Source organism: Rathayibacter sp. VKM Ac-2760 (assembly GCF_009834185.1).
In the GTDB taxonomy this organism is placed as follows: domain Bacteria; phylum Actinomycetota; class Actinomycetes; order Actinomycetales; family Microbacteriaceae; genus Rathayibacter.
The window spans coordinates 3,258,789-3,284,858 of record NZ_CP047173.1; the positions used below are offsets into that span (position 1 = coordinate 3,258,789).

Below are 26,070 nucleotides of genomic sequence, written 5' to 3' on the forward strand. Positions count from 1 at the left end.
AGCCGGAGCCGTTCGTGCGAGCCGGAGCGGCTACTCGGCCGAGGCCGCTCGACGCTGCGCGATTGCGCGACGGCGCAGGCCCGTGAGGACCGCTCCCACCGCGATCAGCACCGACGCTCCGAGACCGAGCAGTCCGCCACTCCAGCCGGTGGACGGAAGGCCGCCTGGATCGCGCGCGGGCGCTCCCGATCCGCCGGCGGAGGGCGGTGACGCGTCGGACAGTGCGATCGGCCCGGCGCTCGGCGCGTCGGTCGGGCCCGCCGTCGGCGCAGCGACCGGTGCCACGGAGGCCCCTGCCGTCGGGGCGGGCGTCGGCCCGGGAGCCGGAGGCGACGTCGGCTCGACTGCCGGAGGCGACGTCGGCTCAGCTGTCGGAAGCGACGTCGGCTCGACCGTCGGAAGGGACGTCGGCTCAGCCGTCGGAACCGGCGACGGCTCGGCGGTCGGATCCGGCGCAGGCTCAGCTGTCGGAAGCGATGTCGGCCCGCCCGTCGGAACCGGCGACGGTTCGGGCGTCGGAAGCGATGTCGGCTCGCCCGTCGGCACCGGCGACGGCGCGGCCGTCGGAAGCGATGTTGGCCCGTCCGTCGGAACCGGCGACGGCTCCCCCGTCGGAGGCGACGTCGGCTCAGCCGTCGGCCCGCCCGTCGGAACCGGTGACGGCTCAGCCGTCGGAGGCGACGTCGGCCCCTCCGTCGGACTCGGTGTCGCCGTCCCCGCCGGATCCGGGGCCGCAGCCGCGGGCACGTCCACGCTGAGGAGCGTCGCGAACTCCGAGTCGGCGTAGCCGATCCGGCCGAGGTACTTCGCCGGGCCTGTCAGGCCGGTCCAGGAGACGGCGTAGTGGGTGGGCTGCCCGACCTCGGCGGCGATGACCGTCGGGGTGGTGCTGAGCGAGCCCGCACCGCCGTCCTTCGGGATCACGAAGCTCCGGAGGTCGTAGGTGGCGACCGGGTCCGCGCCGCTGTCGAACGCGTCGAGGACCACCCGGTAGCTGCCCGGCTGCGGTGCGACGAGGTCGACACGCTCATCGGCCGACGGCGAGATGGAGAACGCTGCCAGCATGGGCCTGCCGCCGACGAGGCGCGAGACGGTCAGGTCGATGTCGGCCTCGTCATCGAGCCCGTCGAGGTCGAAGCGCGCGAACTCGGTGCCGGGCGGTATCTCGATCGTCGTCGCGAAGCGCTTCCCCGCGGCCAGGGTGCCGGAGTGGCCGTCGGCCGAGCTCGGGTCCTTGGCCAGAACCCCTTCGGTCAGGCCGTGCGGCGTCAGCGGAAGTGCTCCGGTGAAGCCGGGCCGGACCGCGACGCTCACCGACCCGGCCGAGCCGGTGCCCGACGCCTCGTCCTGCGCTTCGAGCAGGACGGGGCGGACGGCCACGGGGGTCCGAACCACCTGGGCGTCGCTCGTCCAGATGAGGTAGCCGGTCGCGAAGCGGGTGAACGCGGCGTCGGTCCTCGAGAAGCTCACGGTGTACTCGGCCGTCTGGCCCGCCGCGGTGAAGGAGAGCGTCGACGGCGAGACGACGGTGTCGACCCCGGGGACGTCGAGGGCGGCGGTGTAGCTGCCGGGCCCGGTGGAGGTCACCGTGCGGGTGACCGTCTGGGTGCCGTCCAGGGCGCCGATCGCGATCGACGGCTGGTTCAGGTCGGAGGGGTCGATCGAATTCGACCCGAGGACTTCGAGATCGTGGCCGGAGCCCCGGAGGAAGGCGGCCCAGTCTCTCGGCCCCGTCTCGTAGAGCAGTCCAGGATCGAGGAACCCGGCCGGGTCGACCTGGCCCGCGCCCTGAGCGAAGACGTCCTGCGAGGGGGCTCCCGCCTGATCGACGGTGTCGGACGCCGTCGTCATCAGGGCCGACTTGACCGCCGACGGCGACGCCCGCGGAGTCACGCCGAGGAGGAGCGCCGCGAGACCCGCGACGTGCGGCGACGCCATCGAGGTGCCCGACTGGAACGCGAACGCGGGTCGGTCGCCCTCGGCGTTCAGGCTGGCGGCGAGAATCCCGACGCCGGGCGCCACGACGTCGGGCTTCAGCACGTCCGCGCCGTCGGCCTCGGCGGGTCCGCGCGCCGAGAAGCCGCCCACCTGCGGCGCCGGGATGCTCGTCCCAGTCGCATCGCCCGCACTCAGCGTGACCGTCGCACCGGCGGTGCCCGCGTACGCCGTGATCGCGGCGTACGCCCCCGAGTCGATCTGGATGCTCGGGACCGAGTGGGGGTCGAGGTGCATCCCGTTCGGGACCGGATTCAGCAGCAGCATTCCGATGCCCCCCGCGCGGTGGACCTCGAGCGACTTGGAGACGCGGGTGCTCAGCCCTGCGGTGCAGGCGACGATCGTCCCGGCGACCTTCGCCGGGTCGAGGGTGCCCGTCGCGCAGCTCTCGGAGGTCGTGGTCGCGGCGAGGGTGACGTCCGCGCCGTTCACGAGGGGACCCGTGACGTCGCCGTGGACGGTGATCGATCCGCCGGCGAAGGCCCGGCCGTCGCCCAGGGTGGCGGTCGCCGTGTGGTTCGGGATCGACGAGGCGCCGACGGTCGTGTACCACGGCGAGGCGTGGTCGAGGGTGGAGGCGGTGGGGCCGGTGTTGCCGGCTGCGGCGGCCACGAAGACGCCGGCGGCCGCGGCGTTCAGGAAGGCCCGATCGATCGCGGTGAACGTCGACTCCGCCGCGCGGCCGCCGATCGAGTAGTTGATGACGTCGACGCCGTCGGCGACCGCTGCCTCGATCGCCGCGAGGATGCTGGTGCTCGAGCAGTGGTCGTCGTCGATGCCGTCCTTCGGGCCGTTCCAGCAGACCTTGTACGCGGCGATCTTCGCGGCGGGCGCGACGCCGGAGACGGTGCCGTAGTCGCGCCCGTCGACGGTGGCCTCGACGCCGGCGTCGCCGGCGGCCGTGCTCGCGGTGTGCGAGCCGTGTCCGACCCCGTCGCGCGGCGACAGGTAGTCGGGATGGTCCGGCGAGCCGGCCGACTCGCCTTCCTCGTGGAACCAGCGGGCGCCGATGAGCTTCTGGTTGCACTCGTCGCCCTGCCACTGCGCCGAGGCGGCGAGGCCGGGCGAGCACGAGCCGACGAAGAGGCCGCCGTCGGACTTCCGGTAGGTCACCGTGTCGCCCTCCGTGAAGGGAGCCGGACCCGGTGCGGTGGCCAGCGGTGCACCGGCGAACGAGGGGTTCTCCGGTGCGATGCCGGAGTCGATGACTCCGACGACGACTCCCGCGCCGGCCTGGTCGACGCCGCCGACGTCCTCCCAGACCCCGCCGGGACCCACGAGGCCGAGGAAGCTCGTCGACGACTCCTGACCGGAGTCGGGGACGGGGGTCTCCGCGGCGTCGGCCTCGATCGGCGCTGCCGGGGGCTCGGCGAGATCGAGGTGGAAGTCCTCCACCTTCTCCACCTGCGCGACGTCCTTGCGACCGGCGAGTGCGCGCGCCTGATCGCCGGTGAGGACCGCGGAGAAGCCGTTGAGCGCGACCGAGTAGTGGTAGCCGATCTCGGCGTCGACGGCGTCGGCGACGTCCTCCTGACGGTGCTCGAGGTGCGCGGAGTAGTCCTCCACCGGCGACGAGTCGGGCTGCAGCTGCGAGCCGGGCTCGGGAGCGGTGCGGGCGAAGCGGGCGTCGGTGCCCTCGTAGACCGCGGCCGACGGCTCGACGAGGGTGACGACGTAGTCGCCGTCGTCGAACTCCTGCTGCGGGGCGAGTCCGGCGGCGACCGGGTCGCCGCCCGGGAGCGGCGCGGCCGAGGCGCCGGAGAGGGTGAAGGCGCCGGCCGCGGCGAGGCCCAGGACGGCGAGGCCGGCGAGGAGGCGCTGCTCCGCGCGGCGGACACCTGGACGAGGGAGGAGGGGGAAGGGCACTCGAGGTCCTTGTTCGCGTTCGTGGGGAACCGGATCGGTTCTCTGCCGTGGACGACCCTATTGCAAAGCGAATCATCCTCGACTATCACGGCGAGGTGACGGAACGATGAGACGGAGGGCGACACCGTCCCGGCGAGGCGCGATGCCCGCCCTGCGACTCCCGTGAGTCGGGCGTCGAGCGCGCCCGGTGGACCGCCGCTCTCCGCCGCGGACACCCCGCCGATCCGCGGAAGCGCAGGCTTCGCGGTCGACGCTGCACAGGTCTGCTCAGCCGCGCGGCGACCGTCGCCCGCAGCGCGCGACCGCCCACGGCGCGCCATCCCTCCTGCCGGTCGAGGCGACCCCGGTGTCGCGGGGTCGCCCTCCGCTGGCGCGGCGCGCGCCTCGCCGCCGCCGTCCTCCCCCTCCGCCCGCCGCTCCGGCACGCGGAAACGGCTCCGGCTCGGGGAATCCGAGGATTCCCGCGAGCCGGAGCCGTTCGTGCGAGCCGGAGCTCCGCCGAGGAGATCAGGCCGACATGCGCGCCTTGAGGTTCTCGTCGAGCGTGTTGAGGAACTCCTCCGTCGTCTGCCAGCCCTGGTCGGGGCCGACGAGCAGCGCGAGGTCCTTCGTCATCTTGCCGGACTCGACCGTCTTGATGACGACGTCCTCGAGGGTCAGCGAGAAGTCGATGAGCTCCTGGTTGCCGTCGAGCTTGCCGCGGTGCGCGAGGCCGCGCGTCCAGGCGTAGATCGAGGCGATCGGGTTCGTCGAGGTGGGCTTGCCCGCCTGGTGCTGGCGGTAGTGGCGCGTGACGGTGCCGTGCGCCGCCTCCGCCTCGACGACGCTGCCGTCGGGCGTGGAGAGCACGGAGGTCATCAGGCCGAGCGAGCCGAAGCCCTGCGCGACGGTGTCGGACTGGACGTCGCCGTCGTAGTTCTTGCAGGCCCAGACGTAGCCGCCCTCCCACTTCATGGCCGAGGCGACCATGTCGTCGATGAGGCGGTGCTCGTAGGTGAGGCCGGCGGCCTCGAAGCGCTCCTTGAACTCGGTCTCGAAGATCTCCTCGAAGATGTCCTTGAACCGGCCGTCGTAGGCCTTGAGGATCGTGTTCTTCGTGGAGAGGTAGACCGGGTAGTTGCGGGTCAGGCCGTAGTTGAGCGAGGAGCGGGCGAAGTCGCGGATCGACGAGTCCTGGTTGTACTGGACCTGCGCGATGCCGTCGTCGGGGGCCTTGTAGACCTCGAACTTCATCGGCTCGGAGCCGTCGTCGGGCGTGAACTCGACGGTGAGCGTGCCCTTGCCCTTGAAGACGAAGTCGGTGGCGCGGTACTGGTCGCCGAAGGCGTGGCGGCCGATGATGATCGGCTTGTTCCAGCCGGGGACCAGGCGCGGGATGTTCGAGATGATGATCGGCTCGCGGAAGATGACGCCGCCGAGGATGTTGCGGATGGTGCCGTTCGGCGACTTCCACATCTTCTTCAGGCCGAACTCCTCGACGCGCGCCTCGTCGGGCGTGATCGTCGCGCACTTGACGCCGACGCCGTGCTTCTGGATGGCGTGCGCCGCGTCGATGGTGACCTGGTCGTCCGTCTGGTCGCGGTACTCCATGCCGAGGTCGTAGTACTCGAGGTTCACGTCGAGGTACGGGTGGATCAGGGTGTCCTTGATCTTCTGCCAGATGATCCGCGTCATCTCGTCGCCGTCGAGCTCGACGACGGTTCCTTCAACCTTGATCTTCGACATTGCACTCCCAGGGTCTCGTTGCACCGCCCCGCTGCTGCGAGGGACGGGTGGCTCCGCGGCCGCTCCAGACGGCCTCGTCCAGCTTACCCGAGGGCCGAACTGTCTCGACGTCGAGACAGTTCGGCGGCGGTCGGGTCACCGCACCGGACGCAACGCGCCGCTCGTCCGCGGGGAGGATGACCGCCCTCCGGCCGGGCCGCTAGATTGGGCCGCATGAGTGACCTCCGCCTGGAAGAGCTGTCGGCCGCGAACATCTCCGCCGTGAACGGCCTGAGCCTCAAACCGGGCCAGGAGCAGTTCGTCGCTCCCGAGTCGTACTCCGCGGCGTCCGCCGTGATCGACCCCGGCGCGGCCTGGCAGCGGGCGATCCTCGACGGCGACGAGCTCGTCGGCTTCATCCACGCGCACTTCGATCCCGAGGCGCCCGAGGAGTTCCGCAGCTGCATCTGGCGGATCAACATCGACGCGGCGAAGCAGGGCCGCGGAGTCGGCACCTTCGCCGTCCGCGCCGCCGCCGACGAGGCGCGCGCGCGCGGCTTCGACACCCTCACCGTGATCTGGGAGTCCGGCGCGGACGGCCCCGAGCAGTTCTTCCGCTGGATCGGCTTCGAGGTCACCGGCGAGACCCCGTACGGCGAGAACATCGGGGCGCTGAAGCTCTGAGCACACGTTTCGAGGACGGAGAGGCGGACCCCGCCGACTTCGTCTCCGCGGTCCTCGCCGTCGTCGACGCGATCCCGCCCGGCCGCGTGATGGCCTACGGCGAGATCGCCGCGCTGCTCGGCACCCGCGCCGCCCGCGCGGTCGGCACCGTGCTCGCGCGCTACGGCTCCGACGTCGCCTGGTGGCGGGTCGTCCGCTCCGGAGGCGCTCCCGCCGTCGGGCACGAGGAGCGCGCCCGACGGCACTACGAGCGCGAGGGCACGCCGCTCGTCACGACGCCGAGCGGCTACCGGGTCGACGTCCGCGAGGCACGCTGGACGCCCTGACCGCGGCAGCCGCCCGGCTCAGACCAGGGAGTCGCGCCAGGCCGCGTGCAGGGTCGCGAAGCGGCCGTCGCCCGCGATGAGCGCCTCCGGAGTCCCGTCCTCCACGATCCGGCCGTGCTCCATCACCAGCACCCGGTCGGCGATCGCCACCGTCGACAGGCGGTGCGCGATGATCACCGCGGTCCGGTCGGCGAGCAGCGTCTGCAGCCCGAGCTGCACCAGCCGCTCGCTCGGGATGTCGAGCGACGACGTCGCCTCGTCCAGGATCAGCACCGCCGGGTCGGCGAGGAAGGCGCGGGCGAACGAGATCAGCTGGCGCTGGCCGGCCGAGACCCGCCCGCCGCGCTTGTTCACGTCGGTGTCGTAGCCGTCCGGCAGCGCCTGGATGAAGGCGTGCGCGCCGACCGCCTTCGCCGCGTCGACGATCTCGTCGTACGACGCCGTCGGCCGGCCGATCGCGATGTTGTCGGCGACGGAGCCGGAGAAGAGGTAGGCCTCCTGGGTCACCATCACGATCGCGCGGCGCAGGTCCTTCGGGTGCAGCTGCCGCAGATCCACGCCGTCGAGCGTGACCACTCCGTCGGTCGGGTCGTAGAAGCGCGAGATGAGCTTCGCGAGCGTCGACTTGCCGGCACCCGTCGAGCCGACGAGGGCGATGGTCTGACCGGCCGGGATGCGCAGGTCGAAGCGCGGCAGCACCTCGCGGTCGGTCGTGTAGGCGAACCGGACGCCCTCGAAGCCGAGCGCCCCGCGCGCCTCGCGCAGATCGACCGGGTGCGCCGGATCCGGCACGCTCTGCTCCTCCGCCAGCACGCCCGAGATCTTCTCGAGCGCCGCCGCGGCGGACTGGTAGGAGTTGTAGAACATCGCCATCTCCTGCACCGGCGCGAAGAAGCGCCGGGTGTAGAGCAGCACGCCGAGCAGCGCGCCGATCTCGAGACCGCCGTCGAGCACGCGCATCCCGCCGAAGAAGAGCACGGCCGCCGTCGTGACGTTGCCGATCAGCACCAGACCGGGGTCGAACGTGCCGAAGACGCCGAAGACCTTCTTGTAGGCGAGCCGGTAGCGCTCGACCACGACGCCGAACGCCGACTCGTTGCGCTCCTGCGTGCGGAAGGTCTGCACGGCGCGGATGCCCGTCATCGTCTCGACGAACTGCACGATCAGGCGGGACGAGGCGACGCGGGTGCCGCGGAAGAGTGCCTGCGACCGCTTCTGGAACCAGCGGGTGAGGATCGCGAGCGGCACCAGCGCGCAGGCGAGCACGAGTCCGCTGACGCCGTCGAGCGAGACGAGCGCGATCGCGACGAAGCCCATGTAGAGCGCGCCCTGCACCAGCTGGTTGATGCCGGAGTCGAGCAGCTCGCGGATCGAGTCGAGGTCGCTCGTCTGGCGGGAGATGATGCGGCCCGAGGTGTAGTTCTCGTGGAACTCGAGGCTCAGCTTCTGGGTGTGCAGGAAGACGCGCTTGCGCAGGTCGATCAGGATCGCCTGGCTCACCCGCGCGGACAGCACGGTGTACCAGGCGACCAGCACCGCGCCGATCACACCGGTCAGCACGTAGGCCGCGACGGTGAGGACGAGCGGAGTGGCGTCGCCGTCGAGGATCGCCGGCAGCCCGTTGTCGATGCCGAGCGCGATCAGCGCCGGGCCCGCGACCTGCGCGGCGGTCGAGACGACCACCACGATCGCCGTGAGGACGAGGCGCAGCCGCAAAGGGCGCAGCAGCGACCCCAGCAGGGCGAGGGAGCGCCGGCGCAGGGCCGCGGACTCCGCGCGGCTGAGGTCGTCGCGCTCCTCGGTCGATCCGAGCGTGCTCATGATCTGGTCTCCAGGTCGGTGGTGTCGATGTCGATGTCCGTGCCGGTCCTCGGGCGGGAGCCGACGCGCTCGGTGCCGCGCGGGCGGGCGAGCTCGTCCTCCTCGAGGCTCGAGATGACGAAGCGGTAGTGCGGGCTGCTCGCGAGCAGCTCCGTGTGGGTGCCGACGGCGGTGACCCGCCCCTCCTCGAGGAGGGCGACGCGGTCGGCGAGGGCGACGGTCGACGGGCGGTGGGCGACGATCAGCGCCGTGGTGTCGCCGAGGACGCGGCGCAGGCCCTTCTCGACCCGCGCCTCCGTGTCGACGTCGAGCGCCGACAGCGGGTCGTCCAGGACGAGGACGGCCGGGCGGGCGGCGATGGCGCGGGCGAGTGCGAGCCGCTGCCGCTGGCCGCCGGAGAGGCTCATGCCCTCCTCGCCGACGGTGGTGTCGAGCCCGTTCGGGAGCGAGTGCACGAAGTCGGCCTGCGCGATCTCGAGCGCCTCGAGCAGCTCCTCCTCCGAGGCGTCGGGCCGGCCGAGCAGCACGTTCTCGCGCACCGAGGTCGAGAACAGCGTCGCGTCCTCGAAGGCCATGCCCACGTGGGAGCGCAGCTCGTCGCGGCGCAGGCGGCGCACGTCGACGCCGTCGATCTCGATCGCTCCCCCGGTCACGTCGTAGAGGCGCGGCAGCAGCGCGGTGAGGGTGGTCTTGCCCGAGCCGGTGAGGCCGACGAGCGCCATCGTCTCGCCGGGCTCGACCTCGAGGTCGACGCCGTCGAGGAGGTCCGGGAAGCGCTCGGGAGCGTCCTGGTAGCGGAAGTGCACGTCGCGGAAGCGCACCCGGCCGAGCGGGCGGGCGATCGTCTCGGGCGACTCCGGGTCGGTGATCGTGTTGCGGCTGTCCATCACCTCGAAGTAGCGGTCGACGGCCGTGCGCGCGTCGAAGGTCATCGAGAGCAGGAAGCCGATCGACTCCACGGGCCAGCGCAGCACCGTCGCGGTGGCGAAGAAGGCGAAGAGCTCGCCCACGCTGAGCTGCCCGTCGGCGGCCAGCCAGACACCGGCGAGCAGGCAGAGCGCGAAGGCGATGTCCGGGATCAGCAGGAGGACAACCCAGATGCCGGCGATGGCCTTCGCCTTCTCCACCTCCGTGCCGCGCAGCTTCTCGGCCTGGTCGGCGAACCCGGCGAGCGCGTGCTGGTGCCGCCCGAAGGCCTTGAGCACCCGGATGCCGTGGACCGACTGCTCGACCGTGGTGGCGAGGTCGCCGGCCTGGTCCTGGCTGCGGCGGGCGATGCTGGAGTAGCGCTTCTCGAAGGCGAAGCCGTAGATCCAGACCGGGATCGAGCAGGCCACGAACAGCGCGCCGAGGATCGGGTTCCAGTAGACGAGCACGCCGAAGCCGACGACGATCGTCAGCGTGTTGACCACCAGCAGCACGAAGCCGAAGGCGATCCAGCGGCGGATCAGGCTGAGGTCGCTCATCGCGCGCGAGAGCAGCTGACCGCTCTGCCAGCGGTCGTGGAACGAGACCGGCAGATCCTGCAGCTGGCGGTAGAGCGCGGCACGCATCCGCGCCTCGATCCGCGTGCTCGGCGTGAGCACCATCCTGCGGCGCAGCGCGATGGCGACCGCCTCGAGCACACCGAGCAGCAGCACGACGACGACCGGGCCGATCAGCGGGCCGAGGTCGCCCGAGCCGGCGGCGGTCGCGCCGTCGCCGAGCGGACCGTCGACCAGCTGCTGCAGCACGATCGGGATCGCGAGCGAGACGAGGCTCGCGACGAGCGCGACGGCGATGCCGCCGGTCAGGCGCGGGAGCGAGTCGCCGACGAACGGGACGAGGCGCAGCAGCGTCCGGAGGGTGTTCGGGCGCTTCGGCGCGGCGGACGGAGTGGAGTGTGCGAGCACGGTGCGGGGCTTTCGCGACGGAGGACGGAGCCCACCGAGCACCGGAGCGTCGGGGGGAGGGGATGCCGCCGGCCCGTGTCGGGCTCCGGGCAGCCTTGAAGGCTATACCCGGCCGCCCGGCGGCGTCCACCGCGTCGCGCCGATGGCGAGGATCGCCGGGCCGAGGCTCCTCGCCCTGCCGGGACCGGCCTCCCCCGCGGGCTCAGCGCACGCGGACGGACAGGCAGGTGACGCAGCCCTCGAGCTTCTCGAACTCCGAGACGTCGACCGCGACGACCCGGTAGCCGAGGCCGCGCAGCAGCTCGGCGCTCCGCGGCGCGGACGCGGCCATCAGCAGCGTGTCCGGGTCGAGCACGACGACGTGCGCGCCGCCCTCCTCCGGCATCGGCAGGAAGGAGGGGAACAGCCGCGGCTCGTCGACCACGGCCTCCCAGCCGATCACGGTGCCGTCCGGCAGGGCGGTGACGGCGCTCTTGAGGTGCAGCGCACGGGTGAGCGGGACCGCGACGACCCGCAGGCCGAGCGGACGGAGCAGCGCGCGCAGCTGCGCGACGCCCTCGGCGTTGGTGCGGCCGCCGCGGCCGACGTAGACCGTGGAGCCGACGCGGAGGACGTCGCCGCCCTCGAGGGTGCCGGGCGCCTCGATCCGATGCACGATCAGGTCGAGGGCGCGGGCCGCCTCCTCCGCGCCGTCGACCTCGCCGCGGCGGGACTCGGCGCCGGGACGGGTGAGGACGGCGTGCCCGTCCACGACGAGCAGGGCGTCCTCGAGGAAGACGGAGTCGGGCAGCTCGGGCGCCGTGGCGACCTGAACGGTCTCCCAGCCGGCCTCCTCGAGCGCGTCGACGTACTCCTCCCACTGCTGCAGCGCCTTCATCCGGTCGACGGGGACGCGCTCGAGGTGGGTGAGCTCGCCCGCGTCGAGGTCGTCCGCGGGCTGCCGGATGAGGGCGATCCGGCGCTCCGAGCGGGCGGCAGTGGCCGTCGTGGCGCGGGTGGCCGTCGTGGCGCGGGGGGCCGTCGAGGCGACGGCGATGCGGTGGCCGAGGGTGGCGGCGGCGATCACGAAGGCGAGCAGGAAGATGAGGTTCAGCCCGCCGAAGGTCTGCACGATGGAGAACCAGACCTCGCCGGTGATCGGCTCGCCCGTCGCGCTGGCCTGCACGAGGGTGCCGAAGACGGCACCGACGAGCCCCGCGACGAGTCCGGCGATCGCGGCCGTCCACGCGCGGGCCAGCAGGCCGGCCGCGGCGAGGACGAGGACCACGACGAAGGCGAGCACGCTCGAGAGCAGGAAGTAGGCGTTCACCTGCGGGATCGACGTCGGCTGCAGCTGGTTGCCGATGAAGAAGGCGAGGAGGTTGGCGAGGTGGGCGGCGACGGCCGTGGCGGCCGCGGCGGCGAGCGCCGTCAGCAGGCGGCGCCTCACGGTCGGGGCGGTCGCGGCAGTCGGGTCGGTGGGCGCGTGGAGCGTCGAGTCGGAGGGCACGCGCAGACCTTACGCGCCCGCACCCCTGCCGCCCCTGGCCGGACCCTCGCAGCCGTCTGAGAGCCGGGCCCCGCGCCGCGCCGCGCCCGCGCCCCCGAGTGCGCAGAAGTTGTCGTACTCGACGCCCCACCACGACAACTCCTGGCGAGCGGACACGTCGGTCCGCGCCCGGAGGCCGCCCCCTCAGCAGAAGTTGCGGTAGTCGCACCCCACTACCGCAACTTTTGGAGAGTGGAGTCGCCCGCCCGGCTCGCGCCGCCAGCAAGCAGGAGTTGTCGTACTCGACGCCCCACTACGACAACTTCTGGAGACCGGAGCGGCTCCACCGCACCCGGGAGCCGCCGACTCCGCAGAAGTTGCGGTAGTCGCGCCCCACTACCGCAACTTCTGAGGAGTGGCGGCGCGCACCAGGTCCGCTCCCCCGAGTACGCGGAAGTTGTCGTACTCGACGCCCGACTACGACAACTCCTGGCGAGCGGAGAGACCCGTCCACGCTCAGAGGCCACCGACTCCGCAGAAGTTGCGGTAGCCGCGTCCCACTACCGCAACTTTTGGAGAGTGGCGGCGCGGCGCCGGGCTCGCACCCCGAGTCCGCAAAAGTTGTCGTACTCGACGCTCGACTACGACAACTTCTGAGGAGTGGAGCGTGTCGCGTCGAGACCCCGACTCCCGAAAGGGAGAGGCCGCGTGCGGGGATCGCGTGCCAAGCGATTCCCGCGGCGGCCGACGCGACCCGCTCTGCGGAACGCACCACCCGCGGAGCCGACCGCGCCACGCCGCGCGAGGAGCGGCGTGGAAGACGAGCACCTTCTTCCACTGAGCGCCTGCGGCGCTCAGTGGAAGAAGTGGCGCTCCCCGGTCGTGTACATGGTGACGCCCGCGCGCTTCGCGGCCTCGATGACCTCCGGGTCGCGGACGGAGCCGCCGGGCTGCACGACGGCCTTGACGCCGGCGGCGAGGAGGACCTCGAGGCCGTCGGCGAAGGGGAAGAACGCGTCGGAGGCGGCGACGGAGCCGGGGGCGCGGTCGCCGGCGCGGGAGACGGCGAGGTGGCAGGAGTCGACGCGGTTGACCTGGCCCATGCCGACGCCGACGGAGGCGCCGCCCTTGGCGAGGAGGATCGCGTTGGACTTCACGGCGCGGCAGGCCTTCCAGGCGAACTCGAGGTCGAGCAGCGTGTCGGCGTCGGCGGGCTCGCCGGCGACGAGCTCCCAGCCGGAGCTGACCTCGCCGGGGCCGCCGACGAAGCGGTCCGGCTGCTGCAGCAGGATCCCCCCGGAGATCTGCTTGAACTCGGTCTCGACGGGGGCGTAGAAGTCGGGCAGCTGCAGCAGGCGGAGGTTCTTCTTGGTCTTCAGCACCTCGAGCGCTTCCGGCTCGAAGCCGGGGGCGACGAGCACCTCGGTGAAGATCTCCTTCACCGTCTCGGCCATGGCGAGGGTGACGGTGCGGTTCGCGGCGATGACGCCGCCGAAGGCGGACACCGGGTCGCACTCGTGGGCGCGGCGGTGGGCGGACGCGATCGGGTCGATCGCCTTCGCTCCGGCGATGGCGATGCCGCACGGGTTGGCGTGCTTGATGATCGCGACGGCGGGGAGGACGAAGTCGTAGGCCGCGCGGACGGCCGCGTCCGCGTCGACGTAGTTGTTGTAGGACATCTCCTTGCCGTGCAGCTGGCGCGCCTGGGCGATGCCGGTGCCGTCGGGCGAGACGTAGAGCGCCGCCTTCTGGTGCGAGTTCTCGCCGTAGCGGAGCACCTGCTGCCGGGTGCCGCGGATCTCGACCGAGCCGGGGAACTCCGACTCGCCGCCCGCCTCCTGCCCGGCGAACCAGGCGGCGACGGCGGAGTCGTAGGAGGCGGTGTGCGCGAAGGCGCGCGCGGCGAGGGTGCGGCGGGCGGCGAGGGTCGTGCCGGTGCCGAGGGAGGCGACGATCCCGGCGTAGTCGGCCGGATCGACGACGATCGCGACGTTCGCATGGTTCTTGGCCGAGGCGCGGACGAGCGCGGGCCCGCCGATGTCGATGTTCTCGACCACGGTCGCCGCGTCGGCGCCGCCGGCGACGGTCTCGCGGAACGGGTAGAGGTTCACGACGACGAGCTCGAACGGCGCGATCTCGAGCTGCTCGAGCTGCTCGCGGTGCGAGGCGAGGCGGACGTCGGCGAGGATGCCGGCGTGCACGCCCGGGTGCAGGGTCTTCACCCGGCCGTCGAGCGACTCCGGGAAGCCGGTGACGGCGGAGACGTCGGTCACGGCGTGGCCCGCGTCGCGGATGGTCGCGGCGGTGGACCCGGTCGAGACCAGCTCGACGCCGGCGCCGGCGAGCGCCGCGGCCAGCTCGAGCAGCCCGGTCTTGTCGCTGACCGAGATCAGCGCCCGGCGGACGGGGACGACGTCGCGGTCGTCGTAGCTGCTGGGGTCGTGTGCGGTGATGCTCATGCGCGGGCGAGCTCCTCGAGGTCGACGGTTCCGTGGGCGATGTCGAGCACCGTCTGCACCAGCAGGCGACGCTCGATGGTCTTGATGCGCTCGTGCAGCGCGGGCTCGCTCTCGCCGGGGAGCACGGCGAGGCTCTCCTGGGCGATGACCGGGCCGGTGTCGACGCCGGTGTCGATGACGTGCACCGTCACTCCGGTCTCGGTGGCGCCGGCGGCGAGGGCGTCGCGGACGGCGTGCGCGCCGGGGAAGAGCGGCAGCAGCGCGGGATGCGTGTTGATCATCCGCGGGCTGAGGGCGTCGACGACGACGGGCGGGAGGATCCGCATGAAGCCGGCGCAGACCACGAGGTCCGGCTGCCAGCCCCGGATCTGCTCGAGCAGCTCCGCGCCCCACGCGTCGCGGGAGGCGAAGGTGCTCGGCGTGACGGTGAAGGAGGGGACGTCGTGCGCCTCGGCGTGCCGCAGCCCGTCGGCGTCGGTGTCGCTGCCGACCGCCACGACGCGGGCGGGGAAGCGGTCGTCGCGCGTCGCCTCGAGCAGCGCGCGGAGGTTGGAGCCACCGCCGGAGATGAGGACGACCAACTTCAGCACTGCGCAAGTCTAGGGGGACGCCTCCGCGGGCGACCACCGGGCGCTCAGTCGCGGCGCAGCCGCCCGGAGGCGAGCCCGAGGCCCGCGGCGAGCGCCAGCTCGAGCGCCGCGAGGGCCCCGACGAGCAGCGGATCGGGGCCGACCTGCGCGAGGCGCCCCGGCCAGCCGCGCCGGCCGAGAACCAGGCGAGCAGGCCGAGCAGCAGCCCGCCCACCACGCCGATGCCGCCCGCCGCGGCAGCACCCCAGCGCAGCAGCGACCGGCCGTCGAGCCCGTCGACGACCGCCGCGCGCATCCGCCAGCCCGCGACGAACCCGGCGAGCAGCGGGACGAGCAGGCCGAGGAAGCCGAACGAGAGCTCGCCCTGCGGCAGCGCGGCGAGCACCGGGATCGACGGGATCGGGCCGAGCAGCGTGCCCGCCGGCGCCACCGAGGAGCCGGCGCCGATCGCGAAGCCGGGGCCGATCAGCCAGCTCGCCGCCCAGATCACCAGGTTCGGCAGGAAGGCGAGCTGCCCGAGGGTGAGCGCCAGGCCGCCGAGCGCCTCGGTGCCCAGCCCCTCGTACAGCGCGACGACGGCGGCGTAGTCGGCGACCAGCAGCACCGCGACGAGCACGCCGGCCACCCCGATCACCGCCGCCGCCGCGAGGGTGCCCCCGCGCAGCGAGGTCAGCACGAGCGGCGCGGCCGGCTCGGGCAGGCGCCGCAGCGTCCGGTCGGCGAACGCGCCGATCGGGTCGCGCTCGCCGCTGCGGGCGGAGTGCGTCGCCGCGCCGATCACGACGCCGAGGGCGAAGACGAGCGGAGGGAGCAGCACGCCCTGCAGGGTGTCGATCCTCGCGACCGCGGTGGTCGCGCCGAGGGTGACCAGGAGCGAGAGGAGGAGGTAGGTGGCGATCGCGGAGCCGATGCCGAGCAGCCGGTAGGGCGACTCCTGCGCGCGGCGGCCGGTGCGGGCGCCGAGCAGGATCGCCAGGAGCGCGAAGGCCAGCGGCGCGATGGTCACGGCGAACGGCGCCGCGCCGTCCGGCAGGCCGAGTGCGAGTGGCGACTCGGGCGCGAAGGCCGCCCGCAGATCCGCGCCGTGGCCGAGCAGCCAGGCGTCGGCGGCGACCCGCCAGAACACGGTCCAGTCCACCGCCGTGTCGTACTGCACGGCCCAGAGGATCGTCAGGGGGACGAGGGGGATCGCGATGCCGATCAGCGCCGAGAGCGCGGCGTCGAAGGCGGCGAGGAGGGCGACGGTGATCCGGTTCATGAGCCTGTCGAGCCTATCGGCGGGCCCGGCCGCGACCGCTCAGCGACGCCCCGGGCGAGCGGCCACCGACCAGCGTCGGAAGCAGCGCCGAGGCGGGTGGGTCTCGATACGCCCCTCCGGGGCTACTCGACCAGCAGGCACACGGCCGGGCCGCGCTGATCGACGCGCGCCGGACGGCCCCGTCCTGCGGATCGACGCACGCCGGACGGCCCCATCCTGCTGATCGAGCAGCCCGCGCAGCGGGCGTATCGAGATCCACCCGCCTCGCAGGACGAGCCGTCCCCTAGGGTCGACCCGTGACGACGACCGGCACCCGCACCGAGCGCGGCCTCGACCGACTGGTGAACTTCACCGACGCGACGGTCGCCATCGCGATCACCTTCCTCGTGCTCCCGCTCGTCGACGTGGTCGAGGAGGGCGGCACGAGCGACCTCGGCGCGCTGCTGGCCGGCCACTACGGCACGCTCGCGGCATTCTTCATCACCTTCGCCGTGATCGGGCGGCTGTGGCTCGTGCACCACGCGGTCTTCGAGGGCGTGGCCCGCTACTCCCCCGCGCTGGTCGCGGTGAACTTCGTCTGGCTCGCGGCGATCGTGCTGCTGCCGTTCGCAGCGAATCTGCTGTCGAACGTGTTCGAGAACCATCCCAGCGTGTTCGCCCTCTACATCGGCACGATGATCGTCGCGAGCGCCGCCACTCTCGCGATGCAGCTGATCCTGCGCCGCGACCCCGAGCTGCTCACCCCCGGCATCGACCCGCTGCGCTCGTTCACGCGCTCGCTGATCGTGATCGCCCTGCTGGTCGTCGCGCTCGTGCTCGCCGTCGCCGTGCCGGGCGTGAACATGTTCGCGCTGCTGCTCCTGGTGCTCTCCGGGCCGATCGAGCGGCTGCTGCACCGCGGGCAGCGCGCCGAGCGGCACCGCCAGCCGCGGTCCGCCAGGGGCCTGGACCGCCTGGTCAACTTCTCCGACGCGACCGTGGCCATCGCGATCACCATCCTCGTGCTGCCGCTGGTCGAGCTCGCCCCCGAGATCGGCCGCGACGGCGGCGGCGTGGGCGAGGTCCTCGGCCAGCACCTCGACTCGGTGCTCGCCTTCGCGCTCTCCTTCACGCTGATCGCGGTGTTCTGGATGCCGCACCACCGCATCTTCGAGCTGGCCGGCGACTACGACGCCGGGCTGGTCTGGCTCGATCTGCTCTGGCTGGTCGCGATCGCGTTCTTCCCGTTCTCGACGAGCGCCATCGCGCTGCTGCCGGACTCCCGCGCGACGATCGGCCTCTACATCGGCACGATGGTCGTGGTCAGCGGAGCGCTCCTGCTGATCGAGCTGCGGCTGCTGCGCCGGCCGGGGCTGCTGCGCGAGGGCGCCGGGCCGGTCCGGCTGGCCCCGGCCGTCGTGCCGTTCGCGCTCCTCGTGCTCGCGCTGGCACTTGCGCTGCTCGTCCCGTCGGTCGGGCTCTGGTGGCTGCTGCTGCTGGTCCTGCAGCGGCCGCTCTCGCTGCTGCTGCTGCGCCGCGGCTAGGCGGCGGGCGTCCAGCCCAGCCGGGGCGCGATGTCCTGCGCGACGGTCTCCAGGATCCGCCGGTGCGAGGCGACCCCGCCGACGGCGGGCAGCGTGATCGTGAGCGAGTCCGCCTCGGCCAGCGCCGGATCGGCCGCGAGCGACGCGACGATCTCGTCGGCCGTGCCGACGTGCAGCGGGCTGAAGCGCATCGGCGCGGCGATGATCGAGCGGTCGGCGGTGCGCGGGCGGCCGTCGTCGTCCATCCGAGCGAGATAGCCCTCGATGAACGGGCGGTGCGCCTCCTCGTCGGCGGGACCGGTCAGCGGCAGCACGATCCGCCCTGCCGTGACCCGCGAGGTACGCCCGGGACGGGCGGCGGCGAAGGCCTCGCGGTAGGCGCGGATCTGCGCGGCCTGCTGCTCGGCGAACGGCAGCCCGGTCTCCTCCGTGTTCAGCGTGGAGACCTGGAGGTGCATGCCCTGCTCGCCGGCGCGCACGGCGGACGCTGTGGTGCCGGCGCCGTACCAGAGCCGGTCGGCGAGGCCCGGGGCGTGCGGCTGCTGCACGAGCGGATCGCCGACCGGCACCGACATCAGCGCCGACTCCGCGATGCCGAGGACCGTGCCCGAGAGCGCGTCGCGCAGGCGCTCGATCCGCTCCTGCGCCTCGGCGCGGAACTCGCGATCGGCCTGGCCGAAGACGCCGTCGAAGACCGAGGCGAGGTGCGCGAAGCCGCTGCTCACGCCGAGGTCGAGCCGGCCGCCGGAGAGCAGGTCGACGGTCGCCGCGTCCTCGGCGAGGCGGACGGGCGACTCGTAGCGCGCGCCGATCACGGCGGTGCCGAGGCGCAGGCGCCGGGTGCGCTGCGAGGCCGCCGCGAAGAAGGTCATCGGCGAGGCGAGGAAGCGCTCGAAGTGCCGCACCCGCACCCAGCCGGTGTCGTAGCCGAGCGCCTCGGCCAGCTCGAAGAGCGCGAGGCCGTCCTCGAGGCTGCGGGCGGCATCGCCGGGCTGCTCGGGTCCCTCCGGATACGGCACGAAGGTCAGGAAGTCGAGTCCGAGGCGGCGGGTCACGGCACGACGCTACCGCGCCGGAGACGACGGAACGGACGGGGCCGACCGCGCGAGGCGGCCGATCCCGTCCGTTCCGGACGTGCGGTGCGCTACAGCGCCGCGTAGACCTCGCGGAGCAGGTCCGCCGTCTCGGAGGGCGTCTTGCCCACGCGGACGCCGGCGGCCTCGAGGGCCTCCTTCTTCGCCTGCGCGGTGCCCGCGGAGCCGGAGACGATGGCGCCGGCGTGGCCCATGGTCTTGCCCTCGGGGGCGGTGAAGCCCGCGACGTAGCCGACGACCGGCTTGGTGACGTTCGCCTTGATGAAGTCGGCCGCGCGCTCCTCGGCGTCGCCGCCGATCTCGCCGATCATCACGATCGCCTTGGTCTCGGGGTCGGCCTCGAACGCCGCGAGGGCGTCGATGTGCGTGGTGCCGATGATCGGGTCGCCGCCGATGCCGATGGCGGTCGAGAAGCCGAGGTCGCGCAGCTCGTACATCATCTGGTAGGTCAGCGTGCCCGACTTCGAGACGAGGCCGATCGGGCCCTTGCCGGTGATCGTGGCGGGGGTGATGCCCACGAGCGACTCGCCCGGCGTGATGATGCCGGGGCAGTTCGGGCCGATGATCCGGGTCTTGTTGCCCTTCTCCTGCGCGTAGGCCCAGAACTCGGCCGAGTCCTGCACCGGGATGCCCTCGGTGATGACGACGAGGAGGCCGATCTCGGCGTCGATCGCCTCGATGACGGCGTCCTTCGAGAAGGCGGGCGGGACGAACGCGATCGACACGTCGGCGCCGGTGGCCTCGATGGCCTCCTTGACGGTGCCGAAGACGGGCAGCTCGACGTCGCCGTGGGTCACGGTCGTGCCGGCCTTGCGGGCGTTGACGCCGCCGACGACGTTCGTGCCGGCCTTGAGCATCAGCGCGGTGTGCTTGGTGCCCTCGCCGCCGGTGATGCCCTGGACGATGACCTTGGAGTCCTTGTTGAGGAAGATCGACATGCTTGTTCTCTGATTCCTTGAGTCGAGGGGTCGTTACGCGGCGGCGAGTGCGGCGGCCTTGTCGGCGCCCTCGTCCATCGTCGCGGCCAGGGTGATGAGCGGGTTGGCGGCGGCCTCGAGGATCGCGCGGCCCTCCTCCACCTTGTTGCCGTCGAGGCGGACGACGAGCGGCTTGGTCGCCGAGTCGCCGAGGATCTCGAGGGCCTGCAGGATGCCGTTGGCGACCGCGTCGCAGGCGGTGATGCCGCCGAAGACGTTGACGAAGACGCTCTTGACCTGCTCGTCGCCGAGGATCACGTCGAGGCCGTTCGCCATCACCTGGGCGGAGGCTCCGCCGCCGATGTCGAGGAAGTTGGCCGGCTTCACGCCGTTGTGCTTCTCGCCGGCGTAGGCGACGACGTCGAGCGTCGACATGACCAGGCCCGCGCCGTTGCCGATGATGCCGACCTCGCCGTCGAGCTTCACGTAGTTGAGGTCGTTCTCCTTGGCCTTGGCCTCGAGCGGGTCGGCCGCGTCCTTGTCCTCGAGCGCGGCGTGCTCGGCGTGGCGGAAGCCGGCGTTCTCGTCGAGCGAGACCTTGCCGTCGAGCGCGACGATGTCGCCCTCCTCGGTGAGCACGAGCGGGTTGACCTCGACGAGCGTCGCGTCCTCGCCGGTGTAGACGTCGTAGAGCTTGACCAGCACGGGGGCGACCTTGGCGATCAGCTCCTCCGGGAACTTCGCCGCGCGGGCGATCTCCTCGGCCTTGGCCTGGTCGATGCCCTGACCGGGGACGACCTCGACGCGGGCGAGGGCCTCGGGGCGCTCGACGGCGAGCTGCTCGATCTCCATGCCGCCCTCGTAGGAGGTGAGCGAGAGGTAGGAGCGGTTGGCCCGGTCGAGCAGGACCGAGAAGTAGAACTCGCGGTCGATGCGCGCACCGCCCGCGACCATGACGCGCTTGACGACGTGGCCCTTGATGTCCAGGCCGAGGATCGACTGCGCCGCCGCGAACGCGTCGTCCGCGGTCTTCGCGACCTTGACGCCGCCCGCCTTGCCGCGGCCGCCGATCTTGACCTGCGCCTTGACGACGGTGACGCCGCCCAGCTTCTCCGCCGCGGCGCGCACCTCCTCCGGCGTGTCGGCGACGATGCCGGGGAGCACGGGCACGCCGTACTTCTCGAACAGATCACGGGCCTGGTATTCGAAGAGATCCACGCTGCATTCCCATTCCGCGCCGAGCGCGCTTGCGTTTCGAGTCCGGGGGTGGCCCGTCGGAGGGTCGTGCGGTCCGAAGACCCGGCACGCCTCGGCGTCGGCGCTCTTGCGTGTCGACGCTGATCCTGGGCCGCGCCAACTCTACTCCGCACCCCGTCCGAGGTCCCTGCGCCGCGATGCACGGGCCGCGCGGCCGCCGGGCCGCGTACCGTGGCGGGATGGCCCGTCTTCCGCCCACCGGTCGCGACGTCTTCCGCGAGGGCGTCTTCCTGATCGCGGGGGCGCGCGCGATCCTGCTGCAGATCGCGCACCCCGCGGTCGGCGCCGGCGTCGCCGAGCACTCCGACTTCGTGCACCGCGCGCTCGGTCGGCTCTTCGGCACCCTCTCCTACCTCTACGCCCTGCAATTCGGCTCCGCGGAGGACGTCCGGACCGTGCAGCGCCGGGTGAACCGCGCGCACGGGCCGGTCCGCGGCCCCGGGTACACGGCCTTCGATCCGGAGCTGCAACGCTGGGTCGCCGCGACCATCGCCCAGTCGATGCTGCAGCTGCACGAGGGCGTCTTCGGGCCGCTCGGCCGGAGCGAGGCGGACGACCTCGTGCACCGCTCCCGCGTCGTCGGCACGGCGCTGCAGATGCCGGAGGAGCTGTGGCCCGCCTCCCGCGCGGACTTCGACGCGTACTGGGAGCGGGAGCTCGCGCGCCTCGAGGTCACCCCGGCCGCCCGCCGCGTCGCCCACGACCTGCTCGACGGCGGGATCGCCGCCTGGTGGCTGCGCCCGGTCGGCCCGTATCTCCGGCTGATGACGGCGGGGCTGCTGCCCGCTGAGCTGCGCGCGCCGTTCGGCTTCCGCTGGAGTGCCCGGCAGCAGAGGCGGTTCGACCGGGCGCTCGCCCGCACCTTCGCGGTCTATCGCGCCCTGCCTGCGGCGGTGCGCACGGCGCCGAGCCGATTCTTCCTCGCCCGCGTGCGCGCGGAGTCCGACCGGAGCGTCAGAAGCCGGGCGTGATCACCCAGCCCGCGTAGGCCGCCAGCTCGAGCCCCAGCGCCTGGGCCGCGGCCCGCGCCTCGTCCTGCCCGCGCTCGTCGCGGACGTCGACCGCGATCGGCACGCTGTCGCCGAACCCCGCGACCGAGACCCGGGCACTGGTCGGGCCGCTGTAGAGCGGGACGTGCGCGTCCGCGGTCCGCGCGCCGACCACCCGCGAGCCGGTCGCCTCCGCGATCACGGCGAGCGCGAACGGCGCCGTCGCGATGGTGTCGGTGTAGAGCGTCGCCTCGCCGCGCATGACCGTCTCCTCCGTGCTCGCCGGGTCCGTCCGATCGACACCGCAGCCGGTCCGACTGTACGGACGCCGCCGCGGAACCGCAGCCACTCCCCTTCTCGTCGCGCGGAGAGGATGATGACGCCTGCGGGCACTCGAAGAGGAGGCGTTCATGGACGCGGTCGTGGTCGGGATCGGCGGAGCGGGCCGGAGCGGGGCCGCCCTGCAGTGGGCACTCGAGTTCGCGCGGGCGCATCGCCTGCCCGTCGAGCTCGTCGCCGTGGTCGAGCCGCCCCGGGCCGGCCTGGGCGGCGCGGGCTCCGCGCAGCGCGTGCTCGCGGACGAGGCCCTCGACGAGGCCCGCTCGGTCGCCGCGGCGGACGTCCCGGAGGTGACCGTGCGCTCGCGAGTGCTCCAGGGCGCGACCGTCCCCGTGCTCGCCGACGCGGCTCCGGCCGGCGCCCTGCTGGTCCTCGGCGCCCACCCGCTCAGCCGTCGCGCCGTCGCCCGGAGTGCCCCGGTCGCCGTGCGGGTCGCCGCGGCCTCCCGCTCGGCGGTCGCGCTGATCCCCGAGCCCGACGGCGGGGAGCGGACCCGGACGGGGATCGCGGTCGGCGCGGACGGCTCGGAGGTCTCGCTCTCGGCGATCCGCTTCGCCGCCGACGAGGCCGACCGCCGGCACGAGCCGCTGCTCGCCCTGCACGCCTGGCAGCTCCCCGGGGCCTGGAGCGACTCCGTGCCGGTCGAGCGCCGCGTCATCGAGGCGATCGAGGAGGACGAGAACCTCCTGCTCGCCGAGTCGCTGGTCGGCCTCGGCGACTCGCACCCCGATCTCGAGGTGCGCCGCTCGCTCGTCCGCGGCGACCCGGTCGAGCGCCTCACCGCGCTCGCGGCCTCCTCGCGCCTCCTCGTGATCGGGAGTCACGGGCGCGGCGCGTTCCTACGCCTGCTGCTCGGCTCGGTCAGCCACAGCCTCGCGCTGAGCGTTCCGGGCCCGCTCGTCGTGCTGCGGCATCCCGAGCGCGCTCGCTGAGCATCCGGTGCGGCGCCCTTGAACGGCGCCGTTCGCGGATCTACCGTGAAGAACCCGGCGAACGCGCCGTGGCGGTCAACGACGACTGGAGCCCCGATGAGCATCACAGAACCGCGCACGACCGAGGCACCCGCCGCACCTCCGCCCACGGCCGGGTTCGGCAGCGTCTCGGTCGCGGCGATCCTGGCGGAGGCGGCGCGCCGCACGCCGACGACGATCGCGGTCCGGGTCGGCCCGCAGGCCATCGACTACCGGACCCTCTGGGAGCAGACCCGCGCCTACGCCGGCGCTCTCCGCGCGCACGGCGTCGGCCCGGGCGACCGGGTCGCCCTGCTGATCCCCAACGTCCCCGACTTCCCGCGCGGCTACTTCGCCGTCCTCGCCCTCGGCGCGGTCGTCGTGCCGGTGCACGCGCTGCTCAAGCACGACGAGATCGCCTACGTCCTCCGCGACTCCGGCGCCACCGCGCTGATCTGCGCCGCCCCGCTGCTGGCCGAGGGCGCCGCCGGCGCCGCGCAGGCCGACGTCCCCGTGCTGAGCGTGCTCGTGCCCGACGGCACCGAGAGCCCCTTCCCTCGCCTCGAGGACCTCGCCGCCGAGGCGACCCCGATCGACACCTACGTGCCGCGCTCGCCGTTCGACACCGCGACGATCCTCTACACCAGCGGCACCACCGGCCGGCCCAAGGGAGCGGAGGGGACGCACTTCGCGATCGTCTCGCAGTCCGACGTGCTCCTGATGAACACCTTCGATCTGCACCAGGGCGACGTGGTGCTCGGCGCGCTGCCGCTCTTCCACACCTTCGGCCAGGTCTGCGCGATGAACACCGCGTTCCGCACCGCGGCGACCGTGGTGCTCGTGCCCAAGTTCGACGGCGACGCCGCGCTCGAGGCGATGATCGCGCACGAGTGCACGGTGTTCGAGGGCGTCCCGACGATGTACGTCGCGCTGCTCGACGCCGCCACCCGACGCGACGACCGCCCGCCGCTGCGCTACGCGGTCTCCGGCGGCGCGGCGCTGCCCGTCGCCGTGATCGAGCGCTTCCGCGAGGTTTTCGGCGTCGAGATCTACGAGGGCTACGGCCTGACCGAGACCTCCCCGGTCGCGACCTTCAACCACGTCGGCGTCCCCCCGCGCGCCGGCACGGTCGGCACGCCGATCTGGGGCGTCGACGTCGAGGTCGCCCGCGCCGAGGTCGTCGACCGCATCGAGCTGCTCCCCCGCGGCGAGCTGGGCGAGATCGTGGTCCGCGGCCACAACCTGATGAAGGGCTACCTCGGCAATCCGGAGGCCTCGGCCGCTGCGGTCGTCGACGGCTGGTTCCGCACCGGCGACCTCGGGACCAAGGACGACGAGGACTACATCCGCATCCTCGACCGGACCAAGGACATGATCATCCGCAACGGCTACAACGTGTACCCGCGCGAGGTCGAGGAGGTCCTGATCGGCCACGCGGCCGTGGCGAACGCGGCGGTCTTCGGCGTCCCGGACGAGAAGCACGGTCAGGAGATCATGGCGGCCGTGGTGCTCGGCCCGTCGGCGACGGCGACCGCCGAGGAGCTCATCGCCTACGCGAACGAGCACCTCGCCGCCTTCAAGTTCCCCCGCCGCATCGAGTTCGTCGAGGCCCTCCCCCTGGGCCCCAGCGGCAAGATCCTGAAGCGCGAGCTCGTCGCCCAGTACTCCTGACCCCCTTCCGCGAGATGCCACTTGTGAGCGCCTTGCACGGCGTGTCGCGCTCACAAGTGGCATCTCGCGACGGGGAGCGCCGCGCAGAGCGTGACCTGTAAGGGGGACACGGAGGAGGGGCCACGTGGGGCATGCTGAGGCGTCCCGCCGCGCCTTCAGGAAGAACCTTCGATGAGCCCCCGCCACCCGCACCTCCCGCCAGACCTGCCCGACCGCGCCCGGCGGAACCGCCGCTCCGCCGATCGGCGGCCCGCCCCGCGGCCGTTCCAGCGCAGGCTCCAAGACAGTGTTCCCGCCGGCCCCGCCTCCGCCGACCGCAGCGCGTCCGGCCGCCGGCCACTGCGGGCGGGATCGCTGCGCCTCACCCGCCTCCGACTCACGCCGCTGCAGTGGATCGGCGGTGGCATCACCGCCTTCTTCGCGCTCGTCGCCTTGCTCTCCGGCGGGCCGTGGTCCGCGCTGGTCATGATCGCCCTCGTCGTCCTCGTCACGGCGGCCTACGGTGTGCTCCTGCGCCGCCCGACCTGGCTCGGACTGCCCCGCCGACGCCGGACGTCCGCGATGGCCGGCGGCGCGGCGATGCTCGCCCTGATCGTCGGCCTGTCGGCGTTCGGGTCGACGGCGACTACGGCGCCCACGGACGACCAGGCCGTCGCCTCCGGCCCCGAGAGCTCCGCGACACCCGCCGCCGCGCCGACCCGGACCGCGACCCCGGCTCCCACTCCGACCTCGACTCCCAGCCCGACACCGACGGTCGTGATCACGACCGAGACGGTCACCGAGACCGCCCCGATCGCCCGCTCCTCGCGCACCGAGGATGACCCGAGCGCAGCCCAGGGCACCAGCACCGTCGTCGCCGGCGCCGACGGTGTGCTCACGCGCACCTTCGAGGTCGTGAAGCACGACGGCGCCGAGGTCTCCCGCTCGCAGCTCTCGGAGGCGGTCACCACCCCCGTCGTCGACGACGTCACCCGCGTCGGCACGCTCGTCCCCGCTCCCGCCCCCGTCCCCGAGCCGGTCGGCTGCCACTCCAGCTACGCCGGCGAGTGCGTCCCGATCGCCTCCGACGGCGACTGCGCCGCGGGCTCAGGCAACGGCCCCGTCTACATCCAGGGTCCCGTCACGGTCGTCGGCCCCGACGACTACGACCTCGACCGCGACGGCGACGGCATCGCCTGCGACGCGTAGCCCTCTCCCCGCCGCGAGATGCCACTTGTGCACGCGACACGCCGTGAAAAGCGTGCACAAGTGGCATCTCGCGGAGGAG

General features: G+C 73.0%; 18 protein-coding genes and 1 pseudogene. 7 read left to right on the plus strand and 12 right to left on the minus strand.

The window, feature by feature from the left end:
• Positions 1-30: 30 nt before the first annotated feature.
• Both GSU72_RS14815 and GSU72_RS14820 read right to left on the minus strand, forming a co-directional pair.
• On the minus strand, positions 31-3,861 hold the full coding sequence (locus GSU72_RS14815) for a S8 family serine peptidase (protein WP_159985743.1): 3,831 nt from the start codon (positions 3,859-3,861) through the stop codon (positions 31-33).
• 507 nt (positions 3,862-4,368) lie between these two features.
• On the minus strand, positions 4,369-5,586 hold the full coding sequence (locus tag GSU72_RS14820) for an NADP-dependent isocitrate dehydrogenase (protein ID WP_159985744.1): 1,218 nt from the start codon (positions 5,584-5,586) through the stop codon (positions 4,369-4,371).
• Positions 5,587-5,799: 213 nt separating this feature from the next.
• Between GSU72_RS14820 and GSU72_RS14825 the strand changes: the two genes are divergently transcribed.
• Both GSU72_RS14825 and GSU72_RS14830 read left to right on the plus strand, forming a co-directional pair.
• Positions 5,800-6,249: a GNAT family N-acetyltransferase gene (locus tag GSU72_RS14825; RefSeq protein ID WP_159985745.1), complete on the plus strand. Its 450-nt coding sequence runs from the start codon at positions 5,800-5,802 to the stop codon at positions 6,247-6,249.
• A complete protein-coding gene (locus GSU72_RS14830; protein ID WP_159986859.1) occupies positions 6,246-6,575 on the plus strand; it encodes an MGMT family protein in 330 nt (109 codons plus the stop codon). The genes GSU72_RS14825 and GSU72_RS14830 overlap by 4 nt, the downstream gene beginning before the upstream one ends.
• An 18-nt stretch (positions 6,576-6,593) precedes the next feature.
• Here GSU72_RS14830 and GSU72_RS14835 read toward each other — a convergent pair whose 3' ends face one another.
• The 6 genes and pseudogenes from GSU72_RS14835 to GSU72_RS21655 all read right to left on the minus strand — a co-directional run.
• A complete protein-coding gene (locus GSU72_RS14835; RefSeq protein WP_159985746.1) occupies positions 6,594-8,396 on the minus strand; it encodes an ABC transporter ATP-binding protein in 1,803 nt (600 codons plus the stop codon).
• On the minus strand, positions 8,393-10,288 hold the full coding sequence (locus GSU72_RS14840; RefSeq protein WP_159985747.1) for an ABC transporter ATP-binding protein: 1,896 nt from the start codon (positions 10,286-10,288) through the stop codon (positions 8,393-8,395). The genes GSU72_RS14835 and GSU72_RS14840 overlap by 4 nt, the downstream gene beginning before the upstream one ends.
• Before the next feature lie 202 nt (positions 10,289-10,490).
• A complete protein-coding gene (gene ddaH / locus GSU72_RS21850; protein ID WP_279631679.1) occupies positions 10,491-11,777 on the minus strand; it encodes a dimethylargininase in 1,287 nt (428 codons plus the stop codon).
• A gap of 833 nt (positions 11,778-12,610) precedes the next feature.
• Positions 12,611-14,215, minus strand: coding sequence for a bifunctional phosphoribosylaminoimidazolecarboxamide formyltransferase/IMP cyclohydrolase (gene purH, locus GSU72_RS14850; RefSeq protein ID WP_159985748.1), 1,605 nt, complete (start codon positions 14,213-14,215; stop codon positions 12,611-12,613).
• Positions 14,212-14,805, minus strand: a complete 594-nt coding sequence (purN, locus tag GSU72_RS14855) for a phosphoribosylglycinamide formyltransferase (protein ID WP_159985749.1) — start codon at positions 14,803-14,805, stop codon at positions 14,212-14,214. Before purN ends, purH begins: the two co-directional genes overlap by 4 nt.
• 214 nt (positions 14,806-15,019) lie before the next feature.
• A pseudogene (locus GSU72_RS21655) lies at positions 15,020-16,063 on the minus strand (DUF6350 family protein); the annotation flags it as partial.
• A gap of 296 nt (positions 16,064-16,359) precedes the next feature.
• Between GSU72_RS21655 and GSU72_RS14865 the strand changes: the two are divergent.
• Positions 16,360-17,586 carry a TMEM175 family protein gene (locus tag GSU72_RS14865; RefSeq protein WP_159985751.1) on the plus strand — a complete coding sequence of 409 codons (1,227 nt, stop codon included), beginning with the start codon at positions 16,360-16,362 and terminating at the stop codon, positions 17,584-17,586.
• On the opposite strand, the gene GSU72_RS14870 is transcribed toward GSU72_RS14865, so the two are convergent.
• The 3 genes from GSU72_RS14870 to sucC form a co-directional block, all read right to left on the minus strand.
• A complete protein-coding gene (locus GSU72_RS14870) occupies positions 17,583-18,641 on the minus strand; it encodes an LLM class flavin-dependent oxidoreductase (RefSeq protein ID WP_159985752.1) in 1,059 nt (352 codons plus the stop codon). The two genes, GSU72_RS14865 and GSU72_RS14870, sit on opposite strands and share 4 nt — an antisense overlap.
• An 89-nt stretch (positions 18,642-18,730) precedes the next feature.
• Positions 18,731-19,618, minus strand: a complete 888-nt coding sequence (sucD, locus tag GSU72_RS14875) for a succinate--CoA ligase subunit alpha (RefSeq protein ID WP_123445113.1) — start codon at positions 19,616-19,618, stop codon at positions 18,731-18,733.
• Between the two features lie 33 nt (positions 19,619-19,651).
• The gene (gene sucC / locus GSU72_RS14880) at positions 19,652-20,815 is read right to left on the minus strand and encodes an ADP-forming succinate--CoA ligase subunit beta (RefSeq protein ID WP_159985753.1); all 1,164 of its coding nucleotides are present in this window, start codon (positions 20,813-20,815) and stop codon (positions 19,652-19,654) included.
• 218 nt (positions 20,816-21,033) lie between these two features.
• Here sucC and GSU72_RS14885 point away from each other — a divergent pair, with 218 nt between their 5' ends.
• Positions 21,034-21,825, plus strand: a complete 792-nt coding sequence (locus GSU72_RS14885) for an oxygenase MpaB family protein (protein ID WP_159985754.1) — start codon at positions 21,034-21,036, stop codon at positions 21,823-21,825.
• On the opposite strand, the gene GSU72_RS14890 is transcribed toward GSU72_RS14885, so the two are convergent.
• Positions 21,809-22,105: a hypothetical protein gene (locus GSU72_RS14890; RefSeq protein WP_159985755.1), complete on the minus strand. Its 297-nt coding sequence runs from the start codon at positions 22,103-22,105 to the stop codon at positions 21,809-21,811. The genes GSU72_RS14885 and GSU72_RS14890 overlap by 17 nt on opposite strands.
• 148 nt (positions 22,106-22,253) lie before the next feature.
• Between GSU72_RS14890 and GSU72_RS14895 the strand changes: the two genes are divergently transcribed.
• From GSU72_RS14895 to GSU72_RS21660, 3 genes are all read left to right on the plus strand, one after another.
• Positions 22,254-23,114 (plus strand): universal stress protein, encoded by an 861-nt coding sequence (locus tag GSU72_RS14895; protein ID WP_159985756.1) that lies wholly within the window; start codon positions 22,254-22,256, stop codon positions 23,112-23,114.
• A 96-nt stretch (positions 23,115-23,210) separates the two neighbouring features.
• The gene (locus tag GSU72_RS14900) at positions 23,211-24,803 is read left to right on the plus strand and encodes a long-chain fatty acid--CoA ligase (protein ID WP_159985757.1); all 1,593 of its coding nucleotides are present in this window, start codon (positions 23,211-23,213) and stop codon (positions 24,801-24,803) included.
• A 171-nt stretch (positions 24,804-24,974) separates the two neighbouring features.
• Entirely contained in the window at positions 24,975-25,991 is a 1,017-nt protein-coding gene (locus GSU72_RS21660) for a G5 domain-containing protein (protein WP_244255837.1), read from the plus strand.
• The last annotated feature ends 79 nt before the right edge of the window (positions 25,992-26,070 follow it).